At 42.7% G+C, this 20,752-nt stretch carries 20 protein-coding genes, 1 tRNA gene and 1 pseudogene; 20 read left to right on the plus strand and 2 right to left on the minus strand.

The window, feature by feature from the left end; translation table 11 throughout:
* Positions 1-10: 10 nt before the first annotated feature.
* The 11 genes from CCC17_RS02885 to CCC17_RS02935 all read left to right on the plus strand — a co-directional run bounded on the left by CCC17_RS02885 (position 11) and on the right by CCC17_RS02935 (position 8,139).
* A complete protein-coding gene (locus tag CCC17_RS02885) occupies positions 11-799 on the plus strand; it encodes a hypothetical protein (protein ID WP_287082564.1) in 789 nt (262 codons plus the stop codon).
* A gap of 253 nt (positions 800-1,052) precedes the next feature.
* Positions 1,053-1,595, plus strand: a complete 543-nt coding sequence (locus CCC17_RS02890) for a 5-oxoprolinase subunit PxpA (RefSeq protein WP_022427366.1) — start codon at positions 1,053-1,055, stop codon at positions 1,593-1,595.
* Positions 1,596-1,763: 168 nt separating this feature from the next.
* On the plus strand, positions 1,764-2,546 hold the full coding sequence (locus CCC17_RS02895) for a ZIP family metal transporter (RefSeq protein ID WP_021652375.1): 783 nt from the start codon (positions 1,764-1,766) through the stop codon (positions 2,544-2,546).
* A 19-nt stretch (positions 2,547-2,565) separates the two neighbouring features.
* On the plus strand, positions 2,566-3,477 hold the full coding sequence (locus CCC17_RS02900) for a ketopantoate reductase family protein (RefSeq protein ID WP_287082481.1): 912 nt from the start codon (positions 2,566-2,568) through the stop codon (positions 3,475-3,477).
* A gap of 14 nt (positions 3,478-3,491) precedes the next feature.
* The gene (locus tag CCC17_RS02905; protein WP_173741811.1) at positions 3,492-4,160 is read left to right on the plus strand and encodes a class I SAM-dependent methyltransferase; all 669 of its coding nucleotides are present in this window, start codon (positions 3,492-3,494) and stop codon (positions 4,158-4,160) included.
* Entirely contained in the window at positions 4,150-4,851 is a 702-nt protein-coding gene (locus tag CCC17_RS02910) for a transglutaminase-like domain-containing protein (RefSeq protein WP_287082483.1), read from the plus strand. Before CCC17_RS02905 ends, CCC17_RS02910 begins: the two co-directional genes overlap by 11 nt.
* A gap of 40 nt (positions 4,852-4,891) precedes the next feature.
* Entirely contained in the window at positions 4,892-5,443 is a 552-nt protein-coding gene (locus tag CCC17_RS02915) for a class I SAM-dependent methyltransferase (RefSeq protein WP_287082484.1), read from the plus strand.
* Positions 5,444-5,496: 53 nt separating this feature from the next.
* Positions 5,497-5,919: an IS200/IS605 family transposase gene (gene tnpA, locus CCC17_RS02920; protein ID WP_287082486.1), complete on the plus strand. Its 423-nt coding sequence runs from the start codon at positions 5,497-5,499 to the stop codon at positions 5,917-5,919.
* The gene (gene tnpB / locus CCC17_RS02925; RefSeq protein ID WP_287082488.1) at positions 5,919-7,016 is read left to right on the plus strand and encodes an IS200/IS605 family element RNA-guided endonuclease TnpB; all 1,098 of its coding nucleotides are present in this window, start codon (positions 5,919-5,921) and stop codon (positions 7,014-7,016) included. The genes tnpA and tnpB overlap by 1 nt, the downstream gene beginning before the upstream one ends.
* A gap of 507 nt (positions 7,017-7,523) precedes the next feature.
* Entirely contained in the window at positions 7,524-7,796 is a 273-nt protein-coding gene (locus CCC17_RS02930) for a hypothetical protein (protein ID WP_021650832.1), read from the plus strand.
* Between the two features lie 175 nt (positions 7,797-7,971).
* Positions 7,972-8,139 carry a tyrosine-type recombinase/integrase gene (locus tag CCC17_RS02935; RefSeq protein ID WP_110925739.1) on the plus strand — a complete coding sequence of 56 codons (168 nt, stop codon included), beginning with the start codon at positions 7,972-7,974 and terminating at the stop codon, positions 8,137-8,139.
* A 278-nt stretch (positions 8,140-8,417) separates the two neighbouring features.
* Here the strand turns inward: CCC17_RS02935 and CCC17_RS02940 are convergent, their stop codons facing one another.
* A complete protein-coding gene (locus CCC17_RS02940) occupies positions 8,418-9,341 on the minus strand; it encodes a LysR family transcriptional regulator (RefSeq protein WP_015527133.1) in 924 nt (307 codons plus the stop codon).
* 164 nt (positions 9,342-9,505) lie between these two features.
* On the opposite strand from CCC17_RS02940, the gene CCC17_RS02945 reads away from it, so the two are divergent.
* The gene (locus CCC17_RS02945) at positions 9,506-9,847 is read left to right on the plus strand and encodes a hypothetical protein (protein ID WP_279032182.1); all 342 of its coding nucleotides are present in this window, start codon (positions 9,506-9,508) and stop codon (positions 9,845-9,847) included.
* A pseudogene (locus CCC17_RS02950) lies at positions 9,775-10,057 on the plus strand (NAD(P)-dependent oxidoreductase); the annotation flags it as partial. The gene CCC17_RS02945 and the pseudogene CCC17_RS02950, both read left to right, overlap by 73 nt.
* Positions 10,058-10,948: 891 nt before the next feature.
* Here the strand turns inward: CCC17_RS02950 and CCC17_RS02955 are convergent.
* Positions 10,949-11,030 (minus strand) — tRNA-Tyr (locus CCC17_RS02955).
* A gap of 194 nt (positions 11,031-11,224) precedes the next feature.
* Between CCC17_RS02955 and fba the strand changes: the two genes are divergently transcribed.
* The 7 genes from fba (at position 11,225) to CCC17_RS02990 (ending at position 20,489) form a co-directional block, all read left to right on the plus strand.
* A complete protein-coding gene (gene fba / locus CCC17_RS02960) occupies positions 11,225-12,088 on the plus strand; it encodes a class II fructose-1,6-bisphosphate aldolase (RefSeq protein WP_015527136.1) in 864 nt (287 codons plus the stop codon).
* A 276-nt stretch (positions 12,089-12,364) separates the two neighbouring features.
* Positions 12,365-13,693 carry an ABC transporter substrate-binding protein gene (locus tag CCC17_RS02965; RefSeq protein ID WP_015527137.1) on the plus strand — a complete coding sequence of 443 codons (1,329 nt, stop codon included), beginning with the start codon at positions 12,365-12,367 and terminating at the stop codon, positions 13,691-13,693.
* Positions 13,694-13,811: 118 nt separating this feature from the next.
* Positions 13,812-14,660, plus strand: coding sequence for a carbohydrate ABC transporter permease (locus CCC17_RS02970; RefSeq protein ID WP_110104281.1), 849 nt, complete (start codon positions 13,812-13,814; stop codon positions 14,658-14,660).
* Complete coding sequence (locus CCC17_RS02975) at positions 14,660-15,496, plus strand: carbohydrate ABC transporter permease (RefSeq protein ID WP_021650827.1); 837 nt, start codon at positions 14,660-14,662, stop codon at positions 15,494-15,496. Before CCC17_RS02970 ends, CCC17_RS02975 begins: the two co-directional genes overlap by 1 nt.
* Positions 15,497-15,585: 89 nt before the next feature.
* On the plus strand, positions 15,586-17,124 hold the full coding sequence (locus CCC17_RS02980; RefSeq protein WP_059085412.1) for a response regulator transcription factor: 1,539 nt from the start codon (positions 15,586-15,588) through the stop codon (positions 17,122-17,124).
* Positions 17,099-18,802, plus strand: coding sequence for a sensor histidine kinase (locus CCC17_RS02985; protein ID WP_021650824.1), 1,704 nt, complete (start codon positions 17,099-17,101; stop codon positions 18,800-18,802). The genes CCC17_RS02980 and CCC17_RS02985 overlap by 26 nt, the downstream gene beginning before the upstream one ends.
* Entirely contained in the window at positions 18,792-20,489 is a 1,698-nt protein-coding gene (locus CCC17_RS02990) for an extracellular solute-binding protein (protein WP_287082489.1), read from the plus strand. Before CCC17_RS02985 ends, CCC17_RS02990 begins: the two co-directional genes overlap by 11 nt.
* The last annotated feature ends 263 nt before the right edge of the window (positions 20,490-20,752 follow it).

Genomic DNA, 20,752 nt, shown 5'->3' on the forward strand with positions numbered 1-20,752 from the left:
TGGAAGCACAGTGAGCGCAGCCGAGGTTCTCCAGAATGTAGATACGCTTTGCGGTGAGAGCATTGTGGGAGTGACCGTGGTGCTCATGATCTCCGCAACCACAACCACAGTGCTCGTCATGGTGGTGAAGGTGCTCGTGTTCATGATGTTCATGTTTATGATCTTCACAACCACAGCTGCAGTGCTCGTCATGGTGATGATGCTCGTGTTCATGATGTTCATGTTTATGATCTTCACAACCACAGCCGCAGTGCTCGTCATGGTGATGATGATGCTCATGTTCATGATGTTCGTGCTCATGATCCTCGCAGCCACAACCACAGTGCTCGCCATGGCTGTGATGGTGCTCGTGTTCATGATGTTCGTGCTCGTGATCCTCGCAACCACAACCACAGTGCTCGTCATGGTGATGATGATGCTCATGTTCATGATGTTCGTGCTCATGATCCTCGCAGCCACAACCACAGTGCTCGCCATGGCTGTGATGGTGCTCGTGTTCATGATGTTCGTGCTCATGATCCTCGCAGCCACAACCACAGTGCTCGTCATGGTGGTGAAGGTGCTCGTGTTCATGATGTTCATGTTTATGATCCTCACAACCACAGCTGCAGTGCTCATGGTGGTGAGGAGGCTCATGTTCATGATCTTCATGGTCATGATTCTCGCAGCCACAGCCGCAGTGCTCATCATGGTGATGGTGCTCATGATCGTGATGTTCTTCATGCTCATCATGGCTGTGATGCGCATGCTCGTGACCGCAGCCGCAGGAATCTGCGGACTTCATGGAATCTTTCTTTAATTTTTCTTCCATATGAACTCTCCTTGCTGATTCGTTTGTTTTTTATATGAATATATGAATCAATGTTCATATGACTATTTAATCATATATAAAAATCTTTGTCAACAGCTTTTCAAAGAACGGATCAAAGAAAAGTAAAATTTATTGCAAAAGAAATATAGAAAATATTAATATATTCTGAAAAAATAATCTATTTTATTATTTTTATTTAACATGTTATACTTTCAACAAGTAAAGAAAGAAAGGTAGCAACATGTACAGTATCGACTTAAACAGTGACATGGGTGAGAGCTTTGGCGCATATAAGCTTGGCGGCGATGAAGAGATCATCAAATATGTCACAACAGCAAATGTTGCATATGGCTGGCATGCAGGCGATCCGATGGTAATGGATAAGGTAGTCCGCATGGCAAAGGAACGTGGCGTTATGGTTGGAGCCCATCCTGGATATCCGGATCTTCTTGGCTTTGGACGAAGAAAGATGGTTCTCTCTCATGATGAAGTTAAGAATTATGTCAGATACCAGATCGGAGCACTGGCTGCATTTACCAAGAGCTACGGAATGAAGCTTCAGCATGTCGCTCCTCATGGAGCAATGGGGAATGGCTGCCAGTATGACGAGGATATTTCCACAGCGATCTGTGAGGCAATCTGCGAGTATGACAAAGATCTGATCGTTTATTACTGTGCAGGAGCAGTTCTTGGTGATATCGCTGAGAGCAAGGGACTTCGCACAGCATCTGAGATTTTTGCAGATCGTGCATACATGGATGATCTTTCTCTTGTAAATTGTTAAAAGAATTATATTGTTATATGATTTCGTAAGTGATATACTTAAACATAAGGAAAACCGTGTGAAATTACAGTTTGCTTTTTGCACGGTTTCTTTTATATATGATAGTTAGTTAAAACTAACAACAGAACGATGTGAAAGTACTTTTGACTATACAGAAAGGAATACATAATGCTAATGAATGTTTTTGAAGGTATACTGATTCCATTTGTTGGAACAACGCTAGGTGCAGCATGCGTGTTTTTTATGAGAAAAACACTTAGCAAGTTACTGCAACGTGCACTTGCAGGGTTTGCAGCAGGTATAATGGTTGCTGCTTCAATCTGGAGTCTTCTGATTCCGGCAATTGAACAATCTGAGAATATGGGAACTTTATCGTTTGTTCCGGCAGTTGTTGGGTTCTGGATTGGTATATTGTTTTTACTCGCACTTGATCATTTGATTCCACATCTTCATGTTGGAAGTGATCAGACAGAGGGACCGAAAAGCAAACTTGGCCGTACTACGATGATGGTGTTGGCAGTTACATTACATAATATCCCTGAAGGTATGGCAGTTGGTGTAATGTATGCAGGATTTCTTGCTGAAAATGCACAGATTACAGCAACAGGTGCACTTGCTTTATCACTTGGAATTGCTATCCAGAATTTTCCAGAAGGAGCGATTATATCCATGCCGCTTAGGGCAGAGGGTGAAAGTAAGAGAAAGGCATTTCTGGGAGGTGTACTTTCAGGAGTCGTTGAACCGATTGGAGCAGTAATGACGATTCTTGTCGCACAGCTGGTAATCCCGGCATTACCATATTTACTCAGCTTTGCAGCAGGAGCTATGTTATATGTCGTGGTTGAAGAACTAATTCCGGAAATGTCTCAGGGACAGCACTCGAATATCGGTACGCTTTTCTTTGCACTTGGATTTAGTTTGATGATGATCTTGGATGTGGCACTGGGGTAAGAGGAGAGGAATGATTCTTATGAGAATATTGATTTATGGTGCTGGTGTGATTGGATCCTTGTATGCGGCTTTATTTGCAGAAGCCGGTTATGATACAAATATTTATGCCAGAGGTAAAAGACTTGAGGCTTTAAGAAATAATGGATTGAAATATAAGAAAAATCAGGAAGTAATAAAGGCAGAGATTAGGATTCTTGGAGAACTACCAAACGATGATATTTATGATTTTGTCTTGCTTACTGTCCGGGAAAACCAGCTGTATGAAGCACTTACTGAATTGAAAAATAATAAAAGTAATACGATTGTTACAATGATAAATTCACTGGACAGTTACAATAAATGGGAAGACATTGTCGGAAAAGGAAGAATATTACCGGCTTTTCCAGGAGCAGGCGGAAGTATAAATGATGATGGTATCCTTGATGCAGCACTTACTCCAAGGTTGATTCAGCCGACAACATTTGCAGAAATATCAGGAAATAAATCCGTAAGAACTAAGCAGTTTTCAGAGATATTGAGGCATGCTCATATACCATACCAGAAAGTAACGGATATGCATCTATGGCAGCTTTGTCATCTTGCTATGGTGGTACCGATTGCAGATGCGTATTATGAATCAGACGATCCGGAGAAAGTGGGAAAAGAATGGAAAATCATGAGGAAAACAGCAGAAAGGCTGAAAAGAAATTTTAATTTTTTGCGAAAACAAAAGGGTAAACTGTCACCATGGAAAATGAATATTTTTCGCTTTTTACCATTGTCATTTCTGACGATTATGCTGGCAGTTACATTTGGAAGCAGTTTTGGAGATAAATTTATGTATCAACATGCTATGAAGGCACCAGATGAAATGAGGGAATTGCATAAGCAGTTTTATGCTTATATGAAAAAAATGAAGAAATGCGGATGCAAGGCGAAAAAGATACAGTGATTGGAGAAAAAAGCATGAAAAATGAAGAATATAAAAAATTGTCAATTAAAGAGTTTACAAAAGCAGCAGGAAGATATGAAAGTAACCATGCTGGCATTTACGAAATGTGCAAGAAAGATTATCCGGATATTTTGGAAGAATTAGAGAAGGAGCCATTTAGAGATTTATTAGATGCAGGCTGTGGGCCTGCTCCGATGATTTCTTTATTAGCAGAAAAACATCCAGACCGGCATTATACAGGACTGGATCTGACTCCTGCCATGATTGAACAGGCAAAAAAGAAAAATATTCCAAATGCAACATTTGTTGTAGGAGACTGTGAGAACTTTCCTTTTGAAAAGGATTCATTTGATGCAATTATTTGTTCTATGAGCTTCCATCATTATCCGGATCCACAGGCATTTTTTGACAGTGTGAAAAGATGTCTTCGCCCAAATGGAAGATTGATACTGAGAGATGTGACCAGTGACAATAAAGTATTGGTATGGCTAATGAATACATTGGAAATGCCGTTGGCAAATATATGCGGACATGGAGATGTCCAAGTGCCAACAAGAGATGTGGTCATAAAATGTTGCAAAAAAGCAGGATTAAAAGTAGAAAAATTTGAAATTCGTAAAGGTATGCGAATGCATTGTGTTGTGAGAAAACCTATGGGAAAGGCGATAGGAAATGAAAGATAAGTATCTTAGGGAAACACGAATGGTTGATTTTTCTAATCCGGCAATTCAAAAACTTATTCAAAATATGAAATGGAAGGAAATGGGTGAATTTGAAAGGATTAAGGCAATCTACAACTATGTAAGAGATGATGTTTTATTTGGATATAATATTGATGACGGAATTTCAGCTTCAAAAGTACTTGCAGATGGTTATGGACAATGTAATACAAAAGGAACTTTATTTATGGCACTTTTACGTGCCTGCAATATTCCATGCAGAGTACATGGTTTTACGATTGATAAAAGATTGCAGAAAGGGGCTATGACTGGGTTTGTTTACCGTAATGCTCCAAAAAGTATTTTCCATAGCTGGGTAGAAATTAATTTCGAAAATCAGTGGTACGAACTGGAAGCTTTCATTTTGGATAAAACCTACATAAAGAAGTTACAGGAACAAAATTCGGAATGTACAGGTGCATTTTGCGGTTATGGAGTAGCAGTCAAGGATTTCAGAAATCTCATTATTGAGTTTGATAGGAACAATACTTATATTCAGAGCGAGGGAATCAATCAGGATCTTGGTGTTTATGATTGTCCAGATGAACTGTTGAAGGAACATCATCAAGAAATTTCAGCCTTTAAAGCATTTGCTTATAGACATATTGGAAGACACCTCATGAATCGTAATGTCAGGAAGATTAGAGAACGATAGTTTTAAGCTTTTAGAATTAAAATTAAATTTGGAGGGTAATATGGCAGACAAAATACAAAATGCTTATGAAACATCAAAAAATATATATGACGATGTTCTTACGCAAAGAAATATTTTCAGCAAACTGTATATTAAGTTATTTTGGAGTGGCACGGATGATAATGATATAGCACGAAAAGTTTTATCATATGTTCCTAATGACTTTTCAGGAAAGCTTCTTGATGTTCCGGTTGGAACTGCTGTATTTACGGAAAACAAATGGAGCTCTCTGAAAAATGCACATATTACTTGTATTGATTACAGCATGGATATGCTTGAACAAGCCAGAAAAAGACTTGGTAGTCATGCGCATATCAAATGTATTCAGGGGGATGTGGGGAACCTGCAAATGGAGAATGAATCCGTTGATACCGTTGTCAGTATGAATGGTTTTCATGCATTTCTTGATAAGCAAAAAGCATTTCATGAAATATGGCGTGTTTTGAAACCAGGCGGCGATTTCATTGCCTGTTTTTATCCAATGCGTCGTAAAACCCCTTGCTTCAGTTATGGGGATATAAGACGCGTCCATCGAATTTATGCAAGTAATTGAAGATGGACAAAATAGTAATTGTATTAACTAATGAACCATAATATAATATAAATATGAACACAACATATAAATCAAACAACAATGTCGTCTATTCCTGTAAATACCATGTAGTATGGTGTCCAAAGTATAGACGAAAAGTATTAATTAACGGTGTGGACGTCCGGCTGAAGGAGCTGCTCACAGAGTATGCTACAAATCTTTCTGTAGACATTCTGGAAATGGAGATCATGCCAGATCATGTTCATATGCTTTTGGAAGTAGATCCTCAGTTTGGCATCCACAAAGCTGTAAAGTCATTTAAAGGCTATACGTCCAGAATTTTAAGACAGGAATTTCCCTATCTTAAAACGAAAATGCCGACTCTCTGGACAAACAGCTATTTTGTATCGACGGTGGGCGGTGCTCCGCTGGAAACAGTAAAACAGTATATTGAAAACCAGAAAACATCGCAGAGACAAAAGGAGAAGATGGGATAATGCAAAAAGGAATTAAATTTAGAATCTACCCGAACAGAGAACAGAAAAACTTCATCCATCAGACCCTGGGATGCTGCCGGTTCATCTACAACCGGGGACTTGCCATGCGTAAGGAAGGCTATGAAAATGGGGAAAAGATCGGCTATTCCCAGACTTCCGCCATGCTGACTGAACTGAAAAAGCGAGAGGAGTTTGCCTTTCTGAAAGCAGCAGATTCCATTGCATTACAGCAGTCTTTGCGGGATCTCGACCGGGGATTTGTGAATTTCTTTGAGAAACGGGCTTCCTATCCAACCTTCAAAAGTAAACATAACCGGTTCCAGTCATACAGAACGGTAAATCAAAAAGATAATATTCGTATTGTGGGAAGATATATCAAACTTCCGAAACTTGGATTTGTTAAAATACGGCAGTCGATGGAAGTGGAAAAGATTAATCACGTGATCATTGAGCACACACCGGCTGGAAAATATTTTGCGGTTTTAAATGTTGATTTTGAACCGGAACCACGCTCAAATGCTGGCGGAACGATAGGGATTGATGTCGGAATCAAAGCGTTCTACTCCGACAGTAATGGAAATACGGTATCAAATCCCAGATATCTGGAACGCTCAATGCGAAAACTCATAAGAGAACAGCGCAGGCTTTCCCGAAAACAAAAAGATTCCTATAACCGCGAGAAGCAGCGGATCAGGGTGGCAAGAGTGTATGAGAAAGTAACCAATCAGCGGAATGATTTCCTGCAGAAACAGTCAACGATGCTGGTGCGTGAAAACCAAACCATCTGTATTGAAGATCTGAATGTTAAGGGGATGATCCGGAATCATAAACTGTCAAAATCGATAGCGAGTGTTTCCTGGGCAAAATTTTTTGAAATGCTGAAATATAAAGCTGGCTGGTATGGAAATGAAATTCACAGAGTACCAACGATGTATCCGAGCAGTCAGACCTGCAGCTGTTGTGGCTACAGAAATCCACGGATAAAAAATCTGGGCATTCGTATCTGGGAGTGTCCCAAATGCCATGCGGTTCATGACCGGGATACGAATGCAAGTATCAATATTCTGAAAAAAGGACTGCAGATGCAGTCTGCATAAAGATAAAAACTGTACCGTAGGGCATACGGGAACAGTATAAATATAGCTTGTGGACACTGTGTAAGACATTGCAGTACCGTAAGGTGTTTGCCAATGCAGTAGTGGGAGAAGCAAGAATCCCCCTACTTTAGCTGTGGGGAGTGTCAAATCAGGGGAAAATCGAAACGGACAGATTGGCTGGTAAAAAATATTCTTGCAAAGAAAGGGTGGTTTTCTCCACCGTTTCAGACGGAGAAAGAGCTGAGAGATATCCTTCAAAAACTATATAAAGAAACGGATATCCATGTTGACGGTTCTATGGTATATTTCCGTTGTGTGAAGTAATGCAATGATGCTGGATTTATAATAAAGTTTCAGATAATAAGTCTGGCACTTTATTTTTGTCTAAATGGATTATTGTCGTCCGTTCAGGTCTGGATAATGCTCGATTCTCATGTTAAGATAATAGAAAAAAAGGTTAGATGAAACTAATACAAAGAAATACCACTATGTGAAAGGAGAAGAAATTTGAATGTAAATGAAATTGCAAGTCTTGGAAGTAATGTGAAGCCTGTGATTCAGAATGAGAATTGCGCTGTTCTTATGTTAAATGATGCGACAGGAGAGGGCGTTATGACGGTTTACCGAGTAATGCCAGGTGTGATGATTTGTTTTTCAGACATGTACATGGAACAGTGCGCATCTGAATTTTATCTGTATTCTTTTGTGGCTTACCTGTATGAACTGGAGAGTGGGGCTGATTGCAGTGACGGGTGCTGCTGTTTCTCTGATTCAGGATGAAATTGAAATCGAATGGAATTTTGACGATATTTTTTCAGAACAGAGATAACTTGAGCAGGACAAGAATGATTTATCAGAAGATAATAAAGGTGCTGGGACTACCTGATGGAAACGTCAGATAGTCTTCGGCAGAAAAAAATAAAATTTTTTTGTCCTATACTTGACACATCCACATATGCTGAGGCATACGTTTTGCACCAGATGTGCAGAAGCTGGCCTAGATATCAAAGTTTTACAAATGATTATGGGACATAGTGACATAAGCATTACAATGAACATATACAATCACGTAGATGCTGCAAGAGTACAGAATGAAATAAAAAAGCTTGAAAATATAATGTAATAATCAGAGCCATTCCCTTTATCGGGCGTGGCTCTTTTATGACAATTTTTGTGACAAATAAAAGAAAATAGACGCAATCAGACGAAATATTGTTTTTCATGGAAATGCTGAAAATCCTTGTAAACAAAGTGTTCTTGATATATGATGAAACAAGTCGAAGCCCGTTGTTGCTTTATGTGGCGGAAAGCGGTGGATCAAAAATCCTGGTATAAATAATATAATAAGAAGAAACGGTAAAGCAGAAAATCTTCCTGACGGACTTGTGCTTACCGTTTTTTTTATTTCTGTCGTTCCCATACCTGGCCGATCGGGAAGGACGGAGTGGATTCTGCAAGAAAGTCTTCCAGTGCATTTTCGAAGAATTCCACGGCACGTTTGCTAGTGGACTTTGGATATTTATGCTTGATCTTATAGCAGACACGGTTTGGCGGTGTGTTTTTCAGTTCACTGATAAAAAGAGGCCGGTAATGGGAAAGCTCCAGGATCACAGACTGTGGTGCGACCATCCAGTTTCCCGGTTTTTTCCAGAGACGGTCCAAAAGTGTGATGGTATCTGCCGCAATGTGAGGCCTGGAAGCGGAGGAAAGCCAGCGGTCATGCCAGATCTGATAATTGTCATCCCAACTTAAAAACAGCTCCAGGGATGGATCCAGCTCATCGGTATGTATTGCCGGAGCCGGAATCACTGGCTGATCCGATTGTATCAGATAAAGTTTTTCTTCGAAGATTTTCTCTGTTATGATATTCTTGTAATGCAATTTGTGGTAGACAAATCCGATATCAATGCTGTGTTCTCCAAGAAGACCGTAGAGCTCTGAAGAGTGATGGGACTCGATGTTCAGGTCCAGCTTGGTCTGTTCATTTAAGATCCTGTCATACAGTGGTGCGAAAACAGCTACGTTCAGGCTGTCTGTACAGCCGATGGTAAGTAGCAGGGAATCCTGATTGCGCTGCAACTCCATAGTTTCCTTCCAGAGAGACATCCAGCGTTCCGCAAGGATGATAAAATCTGTTCCCTTGGCAGTCAGTTCCACCTGCTTGTGGCCTTTCTGACGGATCACAAGGGGAAAACCCAGTTCGTTCTCCAGAGATGTGAGCCGGTGGCTGACAGTAGGCTGGGAAAGAAAAAGAAGATCCGCTGTACGGGTGATGCTCTTGGTATTTACAATGGTGAGAAAGGTTTCGATTTCAGCAAGATTCATATGAACAGCTCCTTTTCTTTGGTGTTGTCTATAGGATGGTTTAAGCTTTGATAATATAAAAATTATTTATATTATACAGAGAAATTATTCGTTATTCAATAGTAAGCTTGTATGATATGATAAATACAATTAAAAAAGAAAATCAAAAGAAGAGAGGTTTTCATATGGCATTAGGATGTAGGATCAGACGAAACTTTGAAAGACCGTCAAAAGAATTAGTAGAAGCCTTCCGTAGAATTCCAGTTGCAAATATTGATGATAACTGTGGAAAGATCGCTGCCGTAGATTCCAGTATTTTCCCGCTGAACCCGAAGGCAAGACTTCTGGGAACTGCATTTACAGTAAATGCACCGGCAGGAGATAACCTTCTGTTCCATAAAGCACTGGATATGGCTCAGCCGGGAGATGTTATCGTTCCTGCAAACAAAGGAAGCAGGATGGAGTTATCCTTATCAACAACAGCCGTGGTCAGCTTGTTGTTGAGCAGGATCTGGCAGATGCTCTGAATAGTGGGAAGTTTTATGCTGCTGGTCTTGATGTTGTTTCTACTGAGCCGATCAAGGGGGGATAATCCGCTTCTCAAGGCTAAAAACTGCATCATCACTCCGCATATCTCCTGGGCTGCGCAGGCTTCCAGACAGAGGATCATGGATATTACGGTTGATAATATCAAGGCTTTTCTGGATGGTAATACGGTTAACAGAGTTAACAAATAGATTTTTTTCGGTGTTTCGATTTCCTATGTATGATGTGTGAGGAAAGGACGGCTGTCTCGTTTTTTGGGGTGGCCGTCTTTTTCTTTGTGTGGTGGATGGAAGTGTGGTGGATGGAATGAACCGTACGCCGGGGATGTGGCAGCGGTACGGGCAGGGCTCCGTCGGCGGATACTGCTAAGGCTCCGGAAATCGGCTAAAAACATTGAGACAGGGTCAGAACTCGCCTCTGGCTCAGACAGCAGCCCCTGTCTCAATAACGCCGATCCCCGCAGCCTAAGCAGTATCACACCTCCTCCACAGCAGCCCATACCGCTGCCACATCCCCGGCTGAAAATTCAACCGCAGAGAGCAGACAATAGAAGCGAATGTACATTCTGCCCAGTGCCCAAAAAACACAATATATAAAAATAAATCGGCACAGCGTTCCACGTCCAACACCGAAGAATACAGGAACCAGATCGGCACAGCATCCCACAACTAACACCGAAGCATACAGAAAACGGCCTCAAAACAATCCATAACCAATAAAGCAGCCGGCCGTATCCCCAAAAAAATAAATCGGCACAGCACCCCGCATCCAACACCGAAGCATACAGGAACCAGATCGGCACAGCGTCCCACAACCAACACCGAAGCATACAGAAACTAGATCGGCACAGTGTCCCACAATCAACACCGAAGCATACAGGAACCAGATCGGCACAGCGTCCCACATCCAATATCCAAGCATACAGACACAAGTCAACACCCTCCCCTCATCCACAACCAAGAACTCCTTAAAAAAAGCCCGAGGGGTGTGCAGAGGGGCCGCGGCTTTGCGGCCCCTTTGCGGTTTTCTTTTTGCACAAAAAAATAGCTCCTACATCGCAAAGATGTAAGAGCTAAATTCGCTGGATGGAGAAGGATTCGAACCTTCGAAGGCGGTGCCAACAGATTTACAGTCTGCCCCCTTTGGCCACTCGGGAATCCATCCGTGAACAACAAATATATTATACATAACATTTGATAAAATTGCAAGCTTTTTCTCAAAAAAAATAATAATTCCCACAGCATCAGCATTTTTGGTAAAATACTGGACTTACCAAAGGAAATCTGCTATTATGAGTACGGTTGGATATAAAGGACACGGTTTTTCCGTATCCTAATACAGGTTAGGAGGATTTTATCATGTTAGTAAACGCAACAGAAATGCTGAAAAAAGCAAAAGCAGGCCATTATGCAGTTGGTCAGTTCAACATCAACAACCTTGAGTGGACAAAAGCTATCCTTCAGACAGCTCAGGAGCTCAACTCTCCTGTAATCCTTGGTGTTTCCGAGGGTGCCGGTAAATACATGACAGGTTATAAGACTGTTGTAGGTATGGTTAACGGTATGATGGAAGAGCTGAACATCACTGTTCCGGTTGCTCTTCATCTTGACCACGGCAGCTATGATGGATGCCTGAAATGTGTTGAGGCTGGTTTCTCTTCCATTATGTTCGACGGATCTCATTATCCGATTGATGAGAACGTAGCTAAGACTAAAGAGCTGGTTAAGATCGTTGCTGAGCACAACATGTCTCTTGAGGCAGAGGTTGGTTCCATCGGTGGCGAGGAAGATGGTGTTGTTGGTATGGGCGAGTGCGCTGATCCTGAGGAGTGCAAGAGAGTTGCAGATCTTGGAATCAACTTCCTTGCAGCTGGTATCGGTAACATTCACGGAAAATATCCGGCTAACTGGCAGGGCTTAAGCTTTGAGACTCTGGATGCTATTCAGAAACTGACAGGAGATATGCCGCTTGTTCTTCACGGTGGTACAGGTATCCCGGCAGACATGATCAAGAAAGCGATCAGCCTTGGCGTTTCCAAGATCAATGTAAATACAGAGTGCCAGCTTGCATTTGCTGAAGCTACACGTAAATACATTGAAGAGGGTAAGGATCAGCAGGGTAAAGGATATGACCCACGTAAGCTTCTTGCACCTGGAGCAGAAGCGATCAAAGCTACTGTTAAAGAGAAAATGGAGCTTTTCGGATCTGTCAATAAAGCATGATGAATCGAAAATAATATATGGAAGAAGCCGGAATGGGAGCAAGCCTGTTCCGGCTTCTTTTTTCATGGTAAAATATCAATATTTTTACTATATAAAAAAATCAACATGTTTCTTGATTTTTTTATATAGTGAAAATGACCTCTTCGATTTACAATAATATCAAGTTAATCGAGAAGCTGATTTGAAGCTTATCGGTCAGGAATATGCGAAATGGACGTTTTAAGCATATCCGCGAAACAAATTGAATATCATATAAGGTAAAGGAGAGGTACGATTATGAGAATGAAAAAAGCAACAGCATTTGGTCTTGCAGCTTTGATGGCAGCTACCATGCTCCCGGCAGTTCCTGCTATGGCAAAAGGGGATGACAGTGAAGGCTCTGTTTATTATCTGAATTTTAAACCGGAGCAGGCAGATCAGTGGTCAGACCTGGCAAAGAAATACACCGATGAGACTGGTGTACCGGTTACCGTTGTTACAGCTGCTTCCGGAACTTATGAGTCTACTCTGAAATCAGAGATGGCCAAGGATGAGGTTCCGACACTGTTCCAGGTTAACGGACCGGTTGGACTTGCATCCTGGAAGGATTATTGCTATGACCTGAAAGACAGCGATGTTTACAAAAATGTGGAGAGTGACGATTTCGTACTGAAGGAGGACAGCGGTGCAGTTGACGGTATCGCCTATGTAATTGAAACATATGGAATTATTTACAACAAAGCGCTTCTTAAGAAATACTGTGAGATGGATGGCGCTGTGATCAAGTCTGCAGATGAGATCAACAATTTTGAGACATTAAAGAAGGTTGCAGATGATATCCAGGCTAAGAAAGATGACCTTGGAGTTGACGGTGCATTTACTTCCGCAGGCTTTGATTCTTCCAGTGACTGGCGCTTCAAGACACACCTTGCAAACCTTCCAATCTATTATGAGTACAAAGAAGACGGAATCACATCCACAGATGCGATCAAAGGGACCTATCTTGACAACTTCAAGAACCTGTTTGACCTTTATATCACAGATTCTACCTGTGAGCCAAGCCTTCTTTCCAGCAAGACTATCGATGATGCAAATGCTGAATTTGGTCTTGGAGAGGCTGTGTTCTATCAGAATGGAACCTGGGCTTATGATAACATCAAAGATAACGAAGTAGCAGACGAGGATATGGGAATGCTTCCAATCTATATTGGTGTAGATGGTGAAGAGGACCAGGGACTTTGCACAGGCAGTGAGAACTACTGGTGCGTAAACAAAAAAGCAGATGAGAAGGATATCCAGGCAACTCTTGATTTCCTCAGCTGGGTTATCACAAGTGATGAAGGAAGAGAATCTATAAGCCAGGAAATGGGATTTACAACACCATTCAAGACCTTTGATGAGAATTATGAGTCTGCAAATCCGCTTGTAAAAGCAGCCGACGAATATGTAAAAGCTGGTAAAACTCCGGTTTCATGGAACTTTACAACCATGCCTTCTGAAGAGTGGAAAAACCAGGTCGGCAGTGCAATGCTTGAGTATGCACAGGGTACCGGCGAGTGGGATGCTGTGAAAACTGCATTTGTTGACGGATGGGCAAAAGAGTACAAAGCAGCAAATGAAGGCTGATAAGGTATAACTGAAACGTGATCACGAAGGGGTGGGCGGTTTCCGCCTGCCTCTTTTAATGAAGAGAGGATGTGTAAAGTAGGGAAGGATGCATCCTCAGGAGAAAGGAAGAGAAAACATGCAGAATAAGATGATGAAAAAGTATTTTCCGGTTTTTGTCCTGCCTACCCTGCTGGCATTTACCATTGGATTTATCGTTCCCTTTATCATGGGCGTATATCTTTCCTTCTGTAAATTTACCACAGTAACGGATGCAAAATTCGTGGGATTACAGAACTATGTGAAGATTTTTACTGAGGATGGAACCTTTGGACATGCATTATGGTACACCACCGCATTTACGGTTGTATCAGTAGTTCTGATCAATGTGATCGGTTTTGCAGTTGCGTTGCTTCTGACCAAGAAGATCAAAGGAACCAATATATTCCGTACTGTATTTTTTATGCCAAACCTGATCGGTGGAATCATCCTTGGTTATGTATGGCAGCTTCTGTTAAACGGTCTGCTTCTTCAGATCAATAAAACACTTACATATTCTTCTGTTTACGGATTCTGGGGCCTTGTGATCCTGATGTGCTGGCAGCAGATCGGATATATGATGATCATTTACATTGCAGGTATCCAGAATATCCCGGGTGAACTGATCGAGGCTGCACAGATCGATGGTGCGAACAAAGGACAGCTTCTGAAGCATGTGATCATTCCTATGGTCATGCCGTCCATCACCATCTGTACTTTCCTGACACTTACCAACTCCTTCAAGCTTTTTGACCAGAACCTTGCTCTTACAAATGGTGAGCCTTCCAATATGTCAGAAATGCTTGCACTGAATATTTACAATACCTTCTATGGACGTACCGGATGGGAAGGTGTAGGACAGGCGAAGGCCGTGATCTTCTTTATCCTGGTTGGAGCAATTGCCATGATCCAGAATCGTCTCACAAGAAGTAAGGAGGTACAGCAGTAATGAATAAAAAAGTAAAATTCAGCGGTCTGTGGACTGCGATCCTGAGTGTGGTATCTGTTGCTTATATTTTCCCGATCCTTCTGGTTTTGATTAATTCTTTTAAGAAAAAAGCATACATTAGTCGTTATCCCTTTGCAATCCCAACGGATAAAATGTTCGTAGGTCTGGAAAACTATGTAAATGGTCTCACAAAAACCGGATTTTTCCAGGCATTTGGATGGACATTATTTATCACAGTATTTTCTGTTGCGGTAATTCTGCTCTGTACCTCCATGTGTGCCTGGTACATCAACCGTGTTACCAACACGCTGACAAAAACCATGTACATGCTGTGCCTGTTTTCCATGGTCGTACCATTCCAGATGGTAATGTTTACTCTTTCCAAGATCGCAAACATCCTGAAACTGAATACTCCGTGGGGACTGATCATCATTTATCTTGGATATGGAGCAGGACTTGCGGTATTTATGTTCAGCGGTTTTGTAAAATCCATTCCGATCGAGATCGAGGAAGCTGCCATGATCGATGGCTGTACCCCGATCCAGACATTTTTTAAAGTGGTTCTTCCGGTTATGAAACCGACCTGTGTAACTGTAGCGATCCTGGAAACCATGTGGATCTGGAATGATTATCTTCTTCCATATCTGGTACTTGATATCAAGAAATATAAAACCATTTCCATTGCCATCCAGTATCTGAAGGGCGGTTACGGAACCATTGATATGGGAGCGATGATGGGCGTTCTTGTCCTTTCCATCATTCCGATCATTGCCTTCTATCTTGCATGCCAGAAATATATCATTGAAGGTGTGGTTGCAGGAGCTGTTAAGGGCTGACAAATTAGTTGAATAATGTTAAAATGAAAGAAAAACGGCCTGATCTGCGTGCTTTTACGTGGATCAGGCCATATTTGGCGAGGTGAGGAATGTACAGAGTTTTGGTGGTAGATGATGAAAAACTGGAACGTGACGGAATCCGCTTTCTTCTGTCTATGGAGGAGGGAGAGTGGGAAATTTATGAGGCGGCTAATGGCAAGCTGGCATTAAATGAGCTGAGAAAGCATCCGGTGGATCTGATGCTGACAGATATCAAAATGCCGCATATGGATGGTCTGGAGCTTTCAAAAAAAGCAAGAGAGGAATATCCGGATCTGGAAATTATCATTTTCAGCGGTTATGGAGATTTTGCTTTTGCTCAGGAGGCGATCCGCTATGGTGTGACGGATTATGTACTGAAACCGGTGGATCCGGACCGCTTTCATGACACCATACAGAAGATCCAGAAGGAGATCGCATCCCGGAAAAATAAAGAGCAGCAGTCCATAAAAGAAAAGAGCTTTCTTCAGCAGTATTTTCTGCTGGGCTACATTTATTCCGGAGATCAGGAGCGTCTGAAGGAAGCGGAAGGAATTGTGGATTTTTCTGTCTGGGAGCAGTGGCACTGTGCAATTCTTATTGAATCGGATGAAGCTTTTTTTGATTCTGCCAGTGATGAGGTTCCCCTTGAGATCCGGGAAGAGCTTCGCCGTTCTTTCTTCTATTTGAATCTTAATGGCCGTCAGTCTTTGCTTCTTTTTAAGGATGTGTACTGTGATTATGTCCTTGTGGCAAAAAATGTCTATAATCTTCTGAAGCGCCTTCATCCTGTTCGCTTTCATCTGGCTGTAAGCCGGCGTTTTGACGGATATCAGGAATTGCCGGAAATCATGGAACAGCTGGAGCAGCAGATGGAAGAAAAATTTTATCATCCGGATATCCATGTCTACACCAGCGAGGAGGACGAGGAAAAAAATACCGGAGAAGAGGAGCAGGATTCCAGGCTTATGGAAAAAATCTCAGAAGATATTTCCAGAAAGGATGTGAAGCAGCTGTGGAGCCATTTCCGCAGCCTGGCATCAAAATATCAGTCCAATACCCAGTTTTCGGCCATGTATGTGAAATTTGTTTTTTCCAATGTGATAAGGGAGCTGTTTCAGGAGAATCGTTTTGCCGGAGAGCACAGGCTGGATCTGGAGGTGGATCATCTGTATGGCTGTTCTACCATTCAGGAGATCATTGAGGTTACAGAAAAAAATATCCGCCAGTACGAGGAGTTCCTGGACCGTTCCATGAGCGAATCCAGAGATGAGGTGGCAGCAGTCAAAAATTATATTTACAATCACTATGCGGAAGATCTGAATCTGGAAACACTGGCAGAAAAAGTATATCTTTCTTCCGGCTATCTCAGCTTTATTTTCAAGAAGGAGACGGGGATGAACCTGAATCGTTTTATCCGTGTGTTCCGCATGGAAAAGGCCAAGGAGCTTCTACGAACCACCAACATGAAAGTAGCCATGGTCAGCGAGCAGGTAGGATTTGCCAATTCTTCGTATTTCTGCCGGAGCTTCCGGGAATATTACGGAAGCAGCCCGGAGTCCTATCGGAAAGGAAACAATGAGGATGAAGAGTCTTCTGAAGAAGTATAATAATATGAAATACCGGTACAAGCTGACAAATCTTCTTGTGGTGGTATCCCTGGTGCCGATGACTGTGTTGGCACTGTATAGTCACAGTCGTATGAGTAGTCTTGTACGGAAAAATGAGATGGAGGATATGTACTCCATTTTGGAGCAGACCAGAGAAAACATTGACGGGCAGATCGAAATTTATGCCAGCCTTTTGAATTATCTTACCTATTCTCCTGAAATCCAGGAGGTGATCTTCAACAAAGATATGGATCGTTATACTGCATATGAACAGTATACGGAAGTTGTGGATCCGCTATTGACGGTGCCGAAATCCTACCACGAAGCAATTCTGGGGATACATCTTTTTGCAGAAAGCATTCCCGTGCGCCATGAATATACCTTGGCTCCGCTTTCAGAGGTTGATGGGGAATGGTGGAGTGACAAATTAAATAATACCGTGACGGTTCAGTGGATCGTGGACCGGGATAATCGTCAGATTGCGGCAGTCAGGGAAATATATGATGGTAAGATCAGGGAGGCTGTGCTCTGTATTTTGTTGGATTACGGAAAAGTATTCCAGCCTCTGGCTAATATTATTGAACGGAATTCCGGAGGCTTTGTGGTGGATGATCAGCAAAATATCGTCTATCATGGAGAAAATCTGGCGGCCAGTGATATTTCAGCACAGAAAGAAACCGCAAAAAAGCTGGATCGTCTGAGGGAAGAATATACCTATGTCAGCAGCAGCGGACATGAAACAAGATGGACCTATTATTTTTACAAACCTCCGGCTGTGATCGAGAGCTCGGTTTCAAAAGTATTGATCAGTGAGATCCCACTGATCGGCTTCTGCGTTGTGATCATCATTGTGCTTGGAATGACGTTTTCCAAGCTGTTTACCAGAAAGATTGAGCAGCTTACCAGAAATATGGAACAGGTGAACCAGGGAAGCCGTGAAGTTACGGTTTACAGTGATTCCGGAGATGAGGTAGGACAGCTGGTGAGAAGCTTTCACCATATGATGGATGAAATTAATCGACTGATCGAAGAAGTGTATGAAAATAAGATCGCTCTGAAGGAATTTGAACTGAAAGCGCTGACTGCCCAGATCAATCCTCATTTTCTTTATAATTCTCTTTCTATTATAAACTGGATGGCGATTAAGAGCCGTCAGAAGGAGATCAGCCGTGTGACACTGGCATTATCTACATTTTACCGGACAGCGCTCAGTAAGGGAGCAGATATGGTGACTGTGGAAACCTGTATTCGGAATATCGAAGCTTATCTGGAAATCCAGCTGATCATGCATGACAATGATTTTAAGGTGGAGTGGAATATCGATCCGTCTGTTCAGCAGGAGTTGGTTCCGAAGCTTGCCCTGCAGCCCATCGTTGAGAATGCTCTGGAGCATGGCCTGGATGTGAAGGAGGAAGGGGAAAAGCTTCTGAAACTTTATTTCTTTGAAGAGAATGGAGATGTAGTGATCCGGGTTGAAGATAACGGAATAGGGATGGAGCAGGAGCAGGCAGAAAAGCTGCTCACATATCAGGCAAAAGGCTATGGTCTTAAAAATGTCAATGACCGTATGTGCATTTTATATGGAGAGAAATATGCCATCCGGATCCTGAGCAAGGTAGGTGAGGGGACAAGCGTTGATATGAGGATCCCGAAAGAGGTAAAAAAAGATGAGACTTAGTCTGGGAAAAACAGTGGTATTTCTGAGTACGATACTGAGCCTGGCACTTTTGACGGGGTGTTCTTTAGGAACTGCAGAAATGGAAAAAACAGATATAGATGTTCTGTCCGAAAAGAGCAGTAAGAGCTGGGAACAGGCAGAAACCACGCCTCTGGGGAAATATCCGGAGCTTGTAACTTATACTCTGGGACAGATGAAAGGGGCTAATAATTCTAATCTTCCGGACGGGCAGACTTATGAGGACAATGCATATACCCGGTATCTGAAAAAAACACTGAATATTCAGAATAAGAATGTTTTTATGGAGAGTGAGGAGCGGTATGACGAAGCCCTGAACATCCTGGTCAAAGATCGGAATCTTCCGGATGTTTTTCTGGTGTTGGACAGGGAAACTCTGGAAGAACTGGTTGAAAATGATCTTATCGAGGATCTGACGGAAGTATACAAAAGCTGCGCTTCCGATAAAATAAAGGAAATGTATGAGAGCTATGGAGAGGAACTTTTGGCATCCGGGACTTTTGACGGAAAACTGTATGCACTTCCGGAGACTGCCATTGATGATGGGCAGCAGCTTTTATGGCTGAGACATGACTGGATGGAGCAGCTGGGACTGAAAGAACCGAAGACACTGGAAGAGGCTTTTTCAGTGATCCGTGCGTTTCAGGAAAACCGGATGGGTGCAGAGGATGGTGAAGATCCTGTGGGACTTGTCTGTGATCCGGGACTTGTGGGCACGGTCAGCACCAGCTATTCGGTGGACTCTGTGTTTGAAAAGTTCGGGGCATATCCGCAGCAGTGGATTGAAAATGCAGATGGAGAAATTGTCTATGGATCGCTGACGGAGGAGACAAAGGAGGCTCTGGGGTGTCTCAGAGAGCTTTACAGGCAGGGAATACTGGATTCGGATTTTGCTTTACGTGCACAGAATAATATCCGTGATCTTGTGGTGAATGGAAAATGCGGAGCGTTTTTCGGGCTCTGGTGGACTCCGAATAATCCTCTTATGGATGAGTATCGGAAGAATAAAGAGGCAGACTGGGAACCGTATTATCTGACTGCGGATGTAAAGCGGACTGTGGAGGTATACTCTACGTTTCGAGATAATAAATATGTAGTTGTGCGTAAAGGGTATGAGCATCCGGAGATTGCAATGAAGATTTTGAGTGTGTTGTTCGACTATTCCAGATATGAAGCGGAGGATGCGGATGAGATGAACACTTATTTTGCCTTGAATGTGGATCCTACGGCGCGTCCGCTAATGATCAATGTGGATTATAATGAGGCTACTTATATAGTGACAAAGCATATCCGTGAGGTTCTTTACAGTCCGGGCGATGAGAAGACCAGGGAGGATCTCAGTGCCATTGAGGCGTCTTATTTTGATGCGTGTAAGGAGTATCTTGAGGCGGAGGTGCCTTCGGTAGAGGCCTGGGCGGCGTATAAGTCCAGAATCTCGGCGGTGGGACTTCTGGTGGATGCGAATTACCGTGCTCCGGAGAAAAAGTTTCTGGGGGATGGTGACGGGGAGATTCCTCAGACTTTGCGTTTGCTGGAGAAGAATGCATTTATCCAGATTATTATGGGGAGGATGCCTGTGAGCTCTTTTGACTCTTTTGTGGAAGATTGGTATCGTAAGGGTGGAGACAGTCTTACGGAGCGGGTTCGGGAAGGGCTTGTGGACTCGTGAGGCGGATGTATAGAGGGACGCCAGAGGAAGGTGGCATCGCTCCGGGAGTGGATGCAGTCGGGGATGCTTTTTGAGATTTTGAGAGGTGGATGTGTTTGAGGGACGCCAGAGGAAGGTGGCATCGCTCCAGGCAGGGACTCCGTCGGGGGATACTACTAGGGCTCCGTGAGACGGCTAAAAGCATTGTGGCAGGGCCAGAACTCGCCTCCGGCTCAGACAGCAGACCCTGCCACAATAACGCCGTCTCCCGCAGCCCAAGTAGT

Source organism: Blautia sp. LMAG:36 (assembly GCF_008680535.1).
GTDB classification, from domain to species: domain Bacteria; phylum Bacillota; class Clostridia; order Lachnospirales; family Lachnospiraceae; genus Blautia_A; species Blautia_A fusiformis.